General features: G+C 67.8%; 14 protein-coding genes and 1 pseudogene. 9 read left to right on the top strand and 6 right to left on the bottom strand.

Going from position 1 to position 13,693, the window contains the following annotated elements; genetic code table 11:
* Positions 1-19: 19 nt before the first annotated feature.
* Genes BSG17_RS15185 through BSG17_RS15170 form a run of 4 tightly spaced genes read left to right on the top strand, consistent with a single transcriptional unit; the run spans position 20 to position 2,562 of the window.
* Positions 20-1,045, top strand: a complete 1,026-nt coding sequence (locus BSG17_RS15185; protein ID WP_089825579.1) for an ABC transporter permease — start codon at positions 20-22, stop codon at positions 1,043-1,045.
* Complete coding sequence (locus tag BSG17_RS15180; protein ID WP_089825577.1) at positions 1,042-1,986, top strand: ABC transporter permease; 945 nt, start codon at positions 1,042-1,044, stop codon at positions 1,984-1,986. Before BSG17_RS15185 ends, BSG17_RS15180 begins: the two co-directional genes overlap by 4 nt.
* Positions 1,987-2,319, top strand: a complete 333-nt coding sequence (locus tag BSG17_RS15175) for a DUF7268 family protein (RefSeq protein ID WP_089825576.1) — start codon at positions 1,987-1,989, stop codon at positions 2,317-2,319.
* Between the two features lie 42 nt (positions 2,320-2,361).
* Entirely contained in the window at positions 2,362-2,562 is a 201-nt protein-coding gene (locus BSG17_RS15170; RefSeq protein ID WP_089825574.1) for a DUF6199 family natural product biosynthesis protein, read from the top strand.
* Between the two features lie 220 nt (positions 2,563-2,782).
* On the opposite strand, the gene BSG17_RS15165 is transcribed toward BSG17_RS15170, so the two are convergent.
* On the bottom strand, positions 2,783-4,072 hold the full coding sequence (locus BSG17_RS15165) for a dihydroorotase (RefSeq protein ID WP_089825572.1): 1,290 nt from the start codon (positions 4,070-4,072) through the stop codon (positions 2,783-2,785).
* A 472-nt stretch (positions 4,073-4,544) separates the two neighbouring features.
* The gene (locus BSG17_RS15160) at positions 4,545-5,234 is read right to left on the bottom strand and encodes a lipoate--protein ligase family protein (RefSeq protein ID WP_089825570.1); all 690 of its coding nucleotides are present in this window, start codon (positions 5,232-5,234) and stop codon (positions 4,545-4,547) included.
* A 52-nt stretch (positions 5,235-5,286) separates the two neighbouring features.
* On the opposite strand from BSG17_RS15160, the gene BSG17_RS15155 reads away from it, so the two are divergent.
* On the top strand, positions 5,287-6,144 hold the full coding sequence (locus BSG17_RS15155; protein WP_089825568.1) for a DUF8155 domain-containing protein: 858 nt from the start codon (positions 5,287-5,289) through the stop codon (positions 6,142-6,144).
* Here BSG17_RS15155 and BSG17_RS15150 read toward each other — a convergent pair.
* Positions 6,141-6,547, bottom strand: a pseudogene (locus BSG17_RS15150) (DUF4385 family protein). The gene BSG17_RS15155 and the pseudogene BSG17_RS15150 sit on opposite strands and share 4 nt — an antisense overlap.
* A 30-nt stretch (positions 6,548-6,577) precedes the next feature.
* Positions 6,578-6,865, bottom strand: a complete 288-nt coding sequence (locus BSG17_RS15145; protein WP_089825566.1) for a GYD domain-containing protein — start codon at positions 6,863-6,865, stop codon at positions 6,578-6,580.
* A gap of 139 nt (positions 6,866-7,004) precedes the next feature.
* Here BSG17_RS15145 and BSG17_RS15140 point away from each other — a divergent pair, with 139 nt between their 5' ends.
* Entirely contained in the window at positions 7,005-7,472 is a 468-nt protein-coding gene (locus BSG17_RS15140) for a PaaI family thioesterase (RefSeq protein WP_089825563.1), read from the top strand.
* Positions 7,473-7,490: 18 nt separating this feature from the next.
* Here the strand turns inward: BSG17_RS15140 and BSG17_RS15135 are convergent, their stop codons facing one another.
* Positions 7,491-8,063, bottom strand: a complete 573-nt coding sequence (locus tag BSG17_RS15135) for a cysteine hydrolase family protein (RefSeq protein WP_089825560.1) — start codon at positions 8,061-8,063, stop codon at positions 7,491-7,493.
* Positions 8,064-8,108: 45 nt separating this feature from the next.
* Positions 8,109-8,495 carry a hypothetical protein gene (locus BSG17_RS15130; protein WP_089825557.1) on the bottom strand — a complete coding sequence of 129 codons (387 nt, stop codon included), beginning with the start codon at positions 8,493-8,495 and terminating at the stop codon, positions 8,109-8,111.
* Between the two features lie 523 nt (positions 8,496-9,018).
* Here BSG17_RS15130 and BSG17_RS15125 point away from each other — a divergent pair.
* From BSG17_RS15125 to BSG17_RS15115, 3 genes are all read left to right on the top strand, one after another.
* Positions 9,019-10,542: an Hvo_1808 family surface protein gene (locus BSG17_RS15125; protein WP_089825556.1), complete on the top strand. Its 1,524-nt coding sequence runs from the start codon at positions 9,019-9,021 to the stop codon at positions 10,540-10,542.
* Between the two features lie 105 nt (positions 10,543-10,647).
* Positions 10,648-12,189, top strand: coding sequence for an Hvo_1808 family surface protein (locus BSG17_RS15120; RefSeq protein WP_089825554.1), 1,542 nt, complete (start codon positions 10,648-10,650; stop codon positions 12,187-12,189).
* A gap of 100 nt (positions 12,190-12,289) precedes the next feature.
* Positions 12,290-13,675, top strand: coding sequence for an Hvo_1808 family surface protein (locus tag BSG17_RS15115; protein WP_089825552.1), 1,386 nt, complete (start codon positions 12,290-12,292; stop codon positions 13,673-13,675).
* Positions 13,676-13,693: the final 18 nt, after the last annotated feature.

The raw sequence follows: 13,693 nt of genomic DNA, 5'->3' as shown, positions 1-13,693 counted from the left end.
AACTCTCAGTTCCTTCATTATGGTCTCGAAACGCTTCTTGCTGAAGCGGCTGCTGTTGCTCGTTCCGGTGCTGTTCGGAGTGGCGACGCTCGTGTTCGCCATCCTCCATCTCAGCCCCGGCGACCCGGCACGGGTCATCGCCGGCCAACGAGCCACGGCCGAGCAGGTGGCTGCCGTCGAAGCGGAACTCGGATTGAACGACCCGATCTGGGTCCAGTACGGCCGCTACCTGGTTGACATCGTCACGTTGAATCTCGGCGACTCGTACATCGTCCGCAGAGGCGTCCCGGTGTTGACCGTCCTCCGCGCACGACTCCCCGTCACGCTCGAACTCGCCGTCTACGGACAGATCCTCGGCATCCTGTTCGGAATCCCGCTGGGCGTGTTGAGCGCCGTCAAACAGGACACCGCCACCGACCACCTGACGCGGGTGGGCGCACTGACGGGGATCAGCGTCCCCATCTACTGGAGCGGGCCGCTTCTCATCCTGCTCTTCGCGCAGTTCTTCAACCTGCTGCCCGCCAGCGGTCGTATCGCCTCCGCCTACGACGTCCCCGTCTACACGGGGCTCATCACGCTCGACTCGCTGGTGTACGGGCTCACGGGCGGCGGGTTCGGGGCGTTCGAGTCCGCTCTCGCTCACATGCTGCTGCCCGCGGCGGTCATCGGCATCTACTCGATGGCGCTCATCTCCCGGATGATGCGCTCGTCGATGCTCGAGGTCGTCCGCCAGGACTACATGCGGACCGCCCGCGCGAAGGGGCAGGGCGCGAAGATCACCATCATGAAACACGGGTTCCGGAACGCGATGATCCCCGTCATCACCGTCATCGGCATCCAGTTCGGCACGCTCCTCGGCGGCGCGGTGCTGACGGAGACGGTGTTCGGTATCGGCGGCATCGGAACTCTACTCGTCACCGCCATCGAGGTCGGTGACTACCCGCTCGTCCAGGGGACGGTGCTGGTGTTCGCGTTCCTGTTCACGCTGGTGAACCTGGGCGTCGACCTGACCTACACGTATCTCGATCCGAGGATCGAACAATGAGCACGGAAACACAGAACGCGGAGCGCACTGCCACCCAGCGGGGCTTTCTCGCTCGCTTGCAGGCGTCACCGTTCCTCTCTGATCTGCTGTCGAACCGCCTCGCCGTCGCCGGGATGCTCATCATCCTCGCGATGGTCGCCATCGCTCTCTACGCGCGCTTCGGCGCGCTCGTCGGTATCGCACCCGACCTTGCGACGCTGAAGACGACGCAGATCGGCACGAACCCCAGTCTCGCCCCGCCGAGCGCAGAACATCCGTTCGGTACCGACCTCCAGGCGCGCGACATCTTCGGTCGCGTGCTCTACGGCGCGTGGCTCGCGATGATGTTCGGCACCGTCACCGTCAGCATCTCGACGACGCTCGGGGTCGGCCTCGGCATCGTCGCGGCGTACTACGGCGACATCACGGACAACGTCATCATGCGGACGATGGACGTCCTCTTGGCGTTCCCGTCGCTGCTGCTCGCGCTGGCGCTCGTCGCCATCTTCCCGGACGAACTCGGCCTGTGGCGCGCGGTGACGGCGCTGACGCTCGTCTACACGCCGCGGTTCGCCCGCGTCGTCCGCGGCGCGGCGCTGAAGGTGCTCGAAGACGAGTACATCGACGCGACCGTCGCGCTCGGCGCGAAGGACCCACGGGTGCTCGTCCGGCACGTGTTGCCGAACTGCCTCGCTCCCATCACGGTCCAGTCGACGCTCAACTTCGGGCTGGCCATCCTCGACCTCGCGGCGCTCTCGTTCCTCGGCTTCGGTGCCGAGGCCGGGACGCCCTCGTGGGGGCTCATCCTCTCGAACGGGGTCAAACAGGGGCTGCTCACCGGCGAGTGGTGGTGGTCGTTCTTCCCCGGCTTGCTTCTCGCCATCACCGTCCTCGGCTTCAACCTGCTCGGTGACGGGATGCGCGACGCGCTCGACCCGCGGATGCGGGAAGCGGTCGACTAGATGTCCCGACTGCGCCTCGTCGGGTTGGCCCTCGCGGTCGGACTCGTCGTCGGCGCGGCCGGACTCCTCTCCGCCGTCGTCGCACTCGGGAGCGTCCGCGCCGCGAGCGACACGGTGTTTCTCCTCGGGGCGCTCGCCTTCGGGTTCGGACTGCTGGGTTGGTCGGGGTCGATCCTCGCCGCCAACAGCGTCGAGGCGATGCAGGACCAGTTGGACGCGGCGTCGGGGTGGACCGAGACGAACTCCCGCCGCGCGATGGCTCGGATCGGGAGTTTCGGCTTCGGCGTGATGGTCGGGTCGGCGGTGGCGACGGTCGTCGTCGGTGGAGTCTGACCAGCCCGTCGTTTTTTACATCGTTCTGAGAACCTCTCGGCCGTGCAACACCCCTCCCTCGTCGCACTCGGCGTCGTCGCCATCGTCACTGGTGTGGTCGGGTTCTCCGACCCGTCGCTCCTCTACCGGCTCGACCCCTTCTTCGACACGGCCGAACGCAGTGACGCCGGGCGAACTGCCGACCGATTCGGTGCGTTGTTCCTCGTCGTCGTCGGCCTGTGGGCCGTCTCGTTCGGGTGGTGACGTCGCGGTGTAGAGCACCCTCTCTCGACCGACTTCCGCGGTCAGTCAGTCAGTCGGCCTCGCGCAGATGACTCTGTCGCACAGGGCAACGAAGCGGCACACCAGACCCCACTACTGCGGCAGTTCACTCCCCGTCTGCGCACGCCACAGCGAGGCGTACTTCTCTCTCTGGTCGAGTAGAGTCGCCTCGCCCGCTCGCGGCAACCGCGGCCGTAACTACCTACTGCCGGACGTTCTGTCCCGCCGCGTCACCGAACGACTCGCCGCCGTCCCCGTCGCGTTCGTAGGCGACGTCGCCGCGAACCAGGGTCAACTCGGGGAACACGCCCTGTCGGCCCTCGAACGGCGTCCACCCGCAGTTCGAGTGGAGCTCGTCGCCGCGGATCTCCCTGCTCGCCTCGGGGTCGACGAGCACGAGGTCGGCGTCGTTGCCGACCTCGACGCTCCCCTTCCGGGGCAGATCGAAGATCTCGGCGACGTTCGCGGCGGTGACGTCCCGGACGCGCTCGTGGGAGAGCGTCCCGTTGCGAGCTTCTTCGAGCAGCAGCGGGAGCATCGTCTCGACGCCGGGGACGCCGCTCGGCGCGTCCCAGATGCCGGCGTCCTTCTCGGTTTCGGTGTGCGGCGCGTGGTCGGTCGCGACGACGTCGATCGTCCCGTCGACGAGGCGGTCGACCATCCCGGCGCGGCGCTCCTCGCTCCGCAGCGGCGGGTTCATCCGCCCCTTCGTCCCGAGTTCGTCGTAGTCGTCCCGGGAGAGAAAGAGGTGGTGCGGCGTCACCTCGCAGGTCGCCCCGGCGTCGTGGGCGAGGTCTGCGCCCTCGGGCGTGGAGGTGTGGGCGATGTGGATCTGTGCGGCGGAGTCGCCGCCGACCGCCAGCGCCCGCTCCACGGCGGCCGCCTCGGCCTCGGCAGCACGGTAGGCGCTCCAGGCGTCGTAGTCGTCGGCGGCGCGTTCCTTCGCCGACTGGTCGAACAGCGTGGCGTCCTCGGCGTGGACGGTGACGACCACGTCCTCCTCGGCGGCGCGGGCGACGGCGTCGGCGAACAGGTCGGCCTCGATACCCATGTTGCCCGTCGAGTCGGCGAGGAACACCTCGCCGAGCGCAAAGAGCGGTCTGGAGAACAGCGAGTCGGGGTCCCACTCGCCGGTGACGCCGCCGTTGATCCCCCAGTCGACGAGCGACTGCTCGGCGAACGCGGCCTTCTCGTCGAACGCCTCGCCGGAGGTCGTCGGCGGCGACGTGTTCGGCTGGTCGACGACCGTCGTGACGCCGCCCGCGGCGGCACTTCGCGACCCCGTCTCCCACGTCTCTTTGTGTTCGTACCCCGGTTGCCGGAAGTGGACGTGCGCGTCGATCGCGCCGGGAAGCAGGAGTCTGTCGGTGGCGTCGACGACGCGCTCGTCGTCTGCGGGAGTCAGGTCGGCGTCGACCGCTGCAATCTGCTCACCCTCGACGCGGACGTCGCGGGTCCGCCCGTCGGCGAGGGTCGCGTGTTGAAAGAGCATATCGGGAGTGTTCGTCGCCGGGTGCTAAAGGTCGTGGCTTCGGGTGGAGAGTGTTCGATCGAGGAGTCGTTCCGGCGAGTCGACACGAGGAGGATGGAGGCCGTGGCGACGACGAGGATCAGGCCACCGACGACACCCAGCGCGTTCGTCGCGAGCGCGAGGTCTGTTCGACACTCCGAGGGGAGACGAGACCCCGACGCCACGGCGGTGAGTGCACCGCCCGCGAGTCCGAGGTGTCAGGAGAGCTTCGCGTGGTTCACTACCGACCTCTCACTGTGATATCTGTTAGCTCTGTTGCTCGTCGTGAGGTAGTCTCGGTGAGTGCTCCACGACTCCCGAAATACACCGAGAGACAGCAGACCGCACCGGCCACGCCCTCCCCAACCGATTCGCTCGTTCACTGCGTTCTCTCCCTCGTCCCTCGCACGCACTCGGCAGTCGACGGAGCGACTGCCAGCGCGCGCCAGTGGGGTCAGGATCGGTCGTCGACGGATTCCACGTCCATCTCGTCGTCGCCGACGAACGCTCGTTCGACGGCGCGGGCAACGTCTTCGGGGTCGTCGGGGCCGCCGGCGTCGGCGACGGTGCCCACGGAGTCGCGGTCGAACGGGACGTCCAGCGCGTCGTACACCGGGTCGAGCACGTCGACGACCTCCTCGCGCTCGGCGACGAGCAGACAGCCGGAGACCAGCGCCGACCCGCTCGTCACGCGCTGGGCGATGCCCGCGAGCTTCCCGTCGCGCTGCACCGAGTGCGCGCCCGGACAGAATGACTCGTCGGGTTCGCCGCGTCGGGCGACGACGCCGAGGTCGCGGAGGGCGTCGAGCACCGTCGTCGTCGTCTCCTCGTACCGGCGGTCGAGCCCCTGCCGCAGGTCGTCGACGGGGACCGCCGTGGCGAACGCCAGCGTCGTCTCGCCCGTGTAGGCGACCGCTCGTCCGCCGACGCTCCGCTCGACGGCCGGGTAGCCGCGTTCCTCGGCGGCGTTCTTCGCACGCTCGTAGCCGTCGGCGTGGCTGTCCCGCCGCCCGAAGGCGACCTGTCGGTGGGGGGCCCAGACGCGGATGGCCGGGACGCCGCGCTCGGCCACCTCGGCGAGCAGCTCGGCGGTCAGTTCCCGGTCGGCTTCGGGGGTCGCCGCCCGCCCGCGGATGACGCGCATAGTCGACGATAGAACCCGACGTACCTAAGCGCTCCCGTCGCCGAGAGCGTCCATGGCGGTCACGCTCTCGGCGGACGTCCTCCGGCGCTACCGACGCTTCTCGTTGTACAACTCGCCGTATCCGGCCCACGACCACGGCTGTGCGATCGATCTCTACCCCGAGACGAACGAGGGCATCTCGCCCGTCGCCGGCGAGGTCGTCGCCACGCGGACCGTCCGCTGTCCGGACCGCTCGTACGCGACCGACCACGACCATCTGATCGTCCTCGACTGCGGGGACGCTCTCGCGCGCGTCCTCCACGTCGACCCGGCGGTTGAGGCGGGCGACGTCGTCGCCGTCGGCGACTCGCTCGGGGAGATGGTCCGTTCGGGGTTCTTCGGTCAGTGGGTCGACAACCACGTCCACCTCGGCTTCCGCGAACGGGGGCAGAACCCGTACCGCGCCTCGGGATCGCTGCCCGTCGACGTCGCCGTCGACGTCGAACCGCTGGCGTGGGACGGGACGGGCGAGGTCGTCGCCGTCGGCGAGACGTACGCCGTGCTCGACGCCCCGACGCACCCCGCACCCGGCGAGTCGTTCGTCGGTATCGCCGCCGACGACGGCGCGGTGCTCGACGGCGGACTCACGCACTACGGCGGTGGCGGCGTGTTGACGCCGCGGGCGACGCAGGGACCGCGCGGTCCGCTCTCGTTTCTCGGCACGCCGGTCGGCGTCGCCGACGGACGCGACGTGGCGTGGGACGACGTCGAACTGCTCGCGAACGGCGAGCGCATCGTCGGTCTCTCGCTTTTCGCCGCGCAGGACGCCGCGTTCGGCGCGAAACTCGTCGCCTTCGACCACGAGTTCGCCGTCGGCGACGCGGTCGAACTGACGATCCGGCCGACCGACGACCCGGTCCGACTCGGTTAGTCGACGCGTTCGCGGTGGGCCTCCTTCGCCCGCTGGTAGGCCTCGTTGTCCTCGACGCGGTTCCACCAGACCTCGTACCCCAGCGCCGCCTCGCGCTTGTCGTGGTCGGCCCAGTGTTCGGGGTCGCGTTCGGCTCCATCGTCGCCGTACTTCCGGCCACCGGGATACCGCGCGTAGCGCATCGCCCGTGTGTATCCCATCTGGAGGTACTTCCGCGCCATGTCCATCCCGACGAACTCGTCGTTCTCGCGGTACTCGCAGAAGCGCTCGTAGATAGCCTCACCCGCCTCGTCGGCCCGATCTTGAACACGTCCTCCTCGCCGCGACCGACGCGGTACTCCTCGGGACGGTCGCGAAAATCAGTGTCGTACTCGGGGCCGTCGTCTCCGGTCACGGGGTTCACTTCGACGGCCGGTCACCTCGCTCTGTCGGCCTAGATGTCCTCGACGAGTTCGCCGAACCGTTCGACGGGGATGATCTCCATCGTCTGAGTGTCGAGTCCGTACCGCTCCATCGAGAGAGCGATCTGCAGCGCCGCCTGCTGGTCTTCGGCCTCGAACAGCACGAGGAAGTCGTGCTCGCCGAGGATGGCGTAGGCGTCCTGCAGTTCGCCGCCACAGCCCTCGATGTCTTGTCTGATGTCGCCCCAGACGGAGGCGAACTCCTGGACGTTCTGGACGTTGGCATCTGCGACGTCGACGAGCGCGGTGTACGTGCTCATGTTCGGGCGGTGGTGTCTCCGGCAGTAACGCGTTTTGGCCGACGCATCACAACTCCCCGCCCTCCCCCGGTTCCCGTCGAGTCTGGCGGTCGACGCCGCCGACCGACGACTACAAACCCGTGTTCCGTGTGGTGGAGGTATGCCGACAGACGAGTTCCCCGCGGACACCGCCCGCTGGGTCCAAGAGTACATCGAGGACCGTCACGACTTCCTCGCGTGGCTGAACACGACCGTCGACGCCATCGACTACGGACGCGTCGTGATGACCGTCCCGTTCGACGAGAAACTCACGAACAAACCCCCCGCCGGAGAGGTTGACGCCGACTCGCTGGGGATGCACGGCGGCGTCGCCGCGACGCTGATCGACACGGCGGGCGGGGTCGCCCAGCGGACGATGCTCGACGACCCGCTGGACGGCGGCGTGGTGACGGTGAACCTCAACGTGAACTACCTCCGACGGGCGTCCGGCAACCTCACCGCGACTGCCGACGTCGTCCGTGCGGGCGGCTCTATCGGCGTCAGCACCGTCACCGTCGAGAGTCCGACGCCCGAGGGGGGCACCGAAGCGGTCGCGACGGGGCAGGCGGCCTACCGACTGTTTCGGTGACTCCTCGCACGCTCGGACTCACTCGAGGCCGAGTTCGTCGCGCGTCGTCAGCTCGCCGAACAGCCAGTCGGCGTGGTCGACGGCGTACTCGCGGTGGTCCTCCTCGATGAACCCCAGCGCGTCCTCGACCAGCACCGGTCGGTAGTCTCTGAGGCCGGCGCTGCCGGCGGTGTGGAGCACGCAGACGTTCGCGAGCGTCCCGCAGATCAGCAGGTCGTCGACGCCGTGGGCGTCGAGCCACCCCTCCAACTCGGTCTGGTGGAAGGCGTCGTAGGTGTGCTTGACGACGACGTGGTCCTCCTCGCGGACGTCGAGCTCGTCGACCAGTTCGGCCTCCCAGGAGCCCTCGACGACGTGTTCGCCCCAGCGGTCGAACTCGTCGTAGTAGTGGTTCCCCTCGAACTGTTCGGGCGGGTGGACGTCGCGCGTGTAGACGACGGCCGCGCCGGCCTCGCGGGCGATCGCGACGACGTCGGTGACGGGGTCGATCGCGTCTTCGCTTCCGGGTGCGTAGAGGCTCCCGTCCGGGTGACAGAACCCGTTCTGCATGTCGACGACGACGACGGCGGTGCGGTCGGGGTCGAAGCTCATAGCTGTCGGTTCGGGAGAGAGGAGCAAAACGGTTGGCTCGGTTCGTTACTCGTTCACCCAGTATGATGGATCCACGCGGCGGCGACGTGCTTCCGGGACGGGGCGAACCACGCCGAAAGCGAAGCGATTCACGGCTATCGCGATAGTGAGTCCGAGGAAGAACCATCCGAAGGGGTACGTTCCGAGCGTGCCGGTCGCACCCATCCAGACGAACGCCGCCATCGCGAGCAACCCTGCAGCAACCAGCGCCCAGAGGCCGACGCGACTCCTATCGGCGGCAGTGAACAGCACGAACGTAACGAGCGCAACGACGCCAGCGATCCACCAGTCGTCGCTCGTCGTGAACTGTCGAGTCAACCAGTACTGGAGAAACGTGGAGGCGGCGAGGAACGCGTCGAGGAGGACGACTTTCGTTCCGGGACCGATTCTCATGTGTGATTGTTTTGCCGGAGCTAGAGTGACCTCCTCCCCGCCGTAAACGGCGGGGCTTCCCACGAGCAAAGGCCCGCTGAGTTGGGAGATTTGCGGTTTAACACCCGACAAGTGCTGGCAGGGCCACGCTACCGTTACTCCTATCCTCTCCACGAGGACTCAGAGTTATCTGATTATTTTGTGTCGGTTGGGTCGTCCGAAGGATTACGTTTTGATGAGGCAAACACCGAGTCAACTGCCAGTTTTCGGACAGTCAATCACGATGGAGGAACCATCGCAACGACAGTCACAGAAACGTCGTGTGAGCAGTTGTACGTTCGGTTCACAGTGTTCACAACCAAAGACGGCGCTGTTTCCCCGCCCTGAAGAACGGGGTTTTAGCGCCTGACAATTACATAAACACGAGGAACACGACAACGTCGGTTCGGAGCACAGTCGAAGTGCCGCCGAGACGAGTGGACTCAAACTCCTCGAACCGCCGTACGCGGGCAAGGTACTTCACACACCGGTCCCACTCCCGAGTATGCGACGGTTCCTCGCCCTCTGTCTCGTCTCGCTCGTCGTCTCCGCCGGTCTCGTGCCGGTCGCGACCGCAGACGCCGCCGCCCAGCAGACCGACGCGCCGCCGGACCCCGACAGCGACGTCGTCGGTTGGGAGAACGGTTACTGGCACAACGAGTCGATCGATATCGACCAGTCTGACGGGCTCTCGGACGCCGAACTCGAGGCGTACGTCGCCCGGTCGATGGCTCGCGTCGAGCACCTGAGAGACCGAGAGTTCAAAGAGGAGGTGCCGGTGTCGGTCGTCTCCCGCGAGCAGTACAGACAGCGCTCCGCGAACCAGTCGAAGACCAACGCCTCCTTCGAGGCGTGGAACAACCAGGTGTGGGAGGCGTTGTTCGTCACCGGCGAACAGGAGAACGTTCAGCGCGAACTCGGGTCGACGCTCGGGTCGGCAGTCGCCGGGTTCTACTCGCCGAAAGACAGTGAGATCAAGATCGTCACCGACTCGCCCGACGAACCGGTCGTCGACAACGCGACGCTGCACCACGAACTCGTCCACGCGATGCAGGACCAGTACCACAACCTGTCGAGCGACACCTACACCGGGAAGACGCAGGACGGCGACCTCGCGGTCTCCGGCGTCGTCGAGGGCGAGGCCAACTACATCGAACAGCTCTACGCGGACCGATGCGGCGGCGAGTGGGAGTGCGTCGAGACGCCCCGTTCGGGCGGGAGCGGTCCCGGCGACAGCGACGTCAACCTCGGGATCTTCCTCACCATCTTCCAGCCGTACTCCGACGGGCCGCCGTACGTCCACGACCTGCGGCAGGACGGCGGCTGGGACGCCGTCGACGACCGGTTCGCGGATCCGCCGGTCTCTACCGAACAGGTGATCCACCGGACCGACGAGCAGCCGGTGCCCATCGACTACACCGACCGCGCCCGCGACGGCTGGTCGCTGTTCGAGGAGGGGCAGAACGGGTCGGACACCGTCGGCGAGGCATCGCTGTTCGCCATGTTCTGGTACCAAGACCGAATCGCCACCGAGGGGTTCGACGGCTTCGAGTGGCAGCGTATCGCCGACAGAGAGAGCCGGTACGACCGCTACAACTACCAGTCGACGCCGACCGAGGGGTGGGCGAACGACAGGCTGTTCCCATACGCCAAGGGAAGCGGCGACGACGCCGAGTACGGCTACGTCTGGCTCTTAGAGTGGGACACGCCCAAGGACGCCCGCGAGTTCCGCAGCACGTACCTCTCTATGCTGCGGGCGAACGGGGCCGAGTCGCAGGGGTCTGACGTCTACGTCGTCGAGGACGGCGAGTTCGCCGACGCGTTCCGAGTCACCCGCCAGGGGACCACGGTCACCGTCGTCAACGCGCCCACGGCCGACGACCTCGCCGACGTCCGCCCGCGTGGACAGCGTGAGACGACCGCGCCGGAGACGTCGTCGACCACCGCCCCCGGGCTCGGCGTCCTCGCGGCCCTGACGGCGCTCGCAGTCGTACTCGTCGCGCTCGCTGCTGCGGTCGGCCGTCGCTGACGCGTTGGCACCGCCTCGATCGCACGCCTTACGTGACTTTGTGGACGTCCGAGAGATGCTCGGACAGCAGACCTTTGCGTCTCGACCCCCAACGTCGGCACAGACGTGCGTCGCCTCCCTGCTCTCGCTACCGTTGCTCTCGTACTGCTCGCTGGCTGTGTCGGGTCGGTCCCGTTCGCCGACTCCGGCAGCGCTTCGGACACCGTCGTCCCCGACGACGACGTCCACGCCGACGTCGAACCCGCGCCGGCCGACCTCTCGGACCCCGCCGAGGACCGTCTCGGCTGGGAGGGCGGATACTGGTACAACGAGTCGATCGACGTCGATCAGTCCGACGGACTGAACGACTCGGAACTCGCCGCCGTCACCAACCGATCGATGGCCCGCGTCGAGTACATCCGTGGACTGGAGTTCGAGCGGTCGGTCCCCGTCGAGGTCGTCGGCCGCGACGAGTTCTCGACCCCCAGTAACAACAACACTACGTCGCCCAACCGCAGTCGCTTCGACAACGCGAAGTTCGAGGCGCTGTTCATGATCAACGAGTCGACCGACTCGCTGGCCGTCCAGACGCAGAACCGACAGGCCGCCATCGGCGGCTACTACTCGCCGCGCGAGGAGCGGATCGTCCTCGTCAGCGGGAACTCCGAGTCGCCGAAGCTCTCGGAAGTGACGCTCTCTCAGGAGCTGTTCCACGCGCTGCAGGACCAGCAGTTCGACATCTCCTCGTACGAGCAGTCGACCCGCGAGGACCACAACGCCGTCGACGGCATCGTCGAGGGCGACGGGAACCTCGTCGACTACCTGTACGGTCAGCGGTGTGGCGACGAGTGGTCCTGTCTGACCGACGGTCAGACCGCGGACGGCGAGAGCGGTCAGGCCGGTCAGAGCGGCGGCGGCGCGAACGCGAGCGACACCGGCTCCGGCGGCCTCTCCGCCATCGGCCCGTACCTCCTGAAGTACCAGCCCTACTCCGACGGGCCGGCGTTCGTCTACGCGACGTACCAGGCGGGTGGCTGGGACGCCGTCGACGCCGTCTACGAGAACCCGCCGGCGTCGACGTCGCAGGTCATCCACCCCGAGCAGTACCCCGACGACGCTCCGACGGAACCGACAGTCACAGACCGGACGTCGGGGTCCTGGGAGCGCATCGACGTCGACGGCCGGGCGAACTACGCCGAGGTCGGCGAGGCGGGGCTCGCGAGCATGCTCGTCACGCCGCTGTACGAGAAGCCGGGGGCACGCATCGTCTCGCCGGAACAGTGGCTCAACACGAACGAGAGCGGCGACCCGCGACAGTTCGACCCGCTGAGCTACGACAACCCGTACACCGACGGCTTCGCGGGCGACCGACTCGTCTCCTACGTGAACGCCGACGACGAGACGGGCTACGTCTGGACGATCCAGTTCGAGAACGAGTCGTCGGCCGACGAGTTCCGCGACGGCTACGGCCAGCTGCTCGACCACCGGAACGCCAGCGAGGTCGCCGACGCCGACAGTCCGGGGACGGTCTACCGCATCGCCGAGGACGACCCCAACGGGTTCGGCGACGCGTTCCGCGTCGTCCAGCGCGGCGACACCGTCGTCGTGACGAACGCGCCGACCGTCGACGACCTCTCGCGGGTCCACGCACCCGCGAACGACGACTGACGGGGAGAGGGCCCGACAGGCAGCGAGTCACCGTCGCGCTCCCGGTCCACCGCGACGCCGTCGGCGAACGACCTTTGTCGACGGCCGACCGAGAGTCGACGTGTCCCGACAACTCGCCGTGCTCGCGGTCTTCCTCGTCGTGCTCGCCGGGTGTGCAGCGCCGGTGACGCCGCCGACGGCCGCCGACCCGGACTGGGAGTGGCCTGACGACCCGCCGAGCGACCGTCTCGGCTGGGAGAACGGCTACTGGTACAACGAGTCGCTCGACGTCGACCAGTCGGACGGACTCGACGCGGACGAACGCGAGGCGCTCGTCGCGCGGACGATGGCCCGCGTCGAACGCATCCGCGGGCTGGAGTTCGAGCGCCCCGTCCCCGTCGACGTCGTCAGCCGCGAACAGTACCGACAGAGCCGACAGGGTCGGTCCACGCAGGGCGACCGGAACGCCGAGTACCGGGCGTGGAACGACCAGGTGTGGGAGGCGCTGCTCCTCGTCGGCGAGGACCGCGAGGCGAGCGACGTGCTGGAGGAGCTGTACGGCGGGTCGGTCGCGGGGTTCTACTCGTCGAGTCGCGAGCGCATCGTCGTGGTCAGCGACTCGGAGACGCCACAGATCGACCGCGCGACGCTGGCACACGAACTCGTCCACGCGCTCCAAGACCAGCAGTTCGGCCTCGGCAACGACGCCCGGACGCAGGACGGCCAACTCGCCCGCAGCGGCATCGTCGAGGGCGACGCGCGGTACGTCGAGTATCTGTACGAACAGCGGTGTGAGCGCGGGACGTTCGACTGCGTCCCGACGCCCGAGTCGGGGACGAGCGGCGGCGCGAGCGGCCTCTCGGTCCCCGGCGTCTTCGTCACGGTCTACACGCCGTACAGCGAAGGTCCCGCACTGGTCGACCGATTGTACCGACGCGGCGGCTGGGACGCTGTCGACGCCGTCTACGAGAACTCCCCGGCGAGCACGGAGCAGCTCATTCATCCCGAGACGTACCCCGACGAGGCTCCCGTCGACGTGTCGGTCCCGGATCGTTCTGCGGGGAACTGGTCCCGGTTCGACCTGAACCCGCAGGCCGACACCGTCGGCGAGGCGTCGCTGTACGCCATGCTGTGGCAGAACGGCTACGTCGACCGGGCGTCGTTCCGGCAGGACGAGAGCGACTACTCCGCGTACAACTACACGCATCCGGCGAGCGCCGGGTGGGGCGGCGACCGGGTCGTCCCGTACGAGAGCGGCCAGAACGAGTACGGCTACGTCTGGGCGCTCGAGTGGGACACAGAGCGGGACGCCCGTCAGTTCGTCTCCGCCTACGAGAGCATCCTCGTCGACGAACTGGGCGGCGAACGCGTCGCTCCGCGCGTCTACCGGGTCCCCGAGGACCGCCCGTTCGGCGACGCCTTCCGAGTGACTCATCGGGGCAGTCGCGTCACGATCGTCAACGCCCCGTCGGTGGCGGAACTCGCCGCCGTCCACCGGCGGAACTGAGTACCGGACCCGACATCG

It is taken from the genome of Halogranum amylolyticum (genome assembly GCF_900110465.1).
GTDB lineage: Archaea > Halobacteriota > Halobacteria > Halobacteriales > Haloferacaceae > Halogranum > Halogranum amylolyticum.
This window is presented reverse-complemented; position numbering and strand designations above follow the sequence as displayed.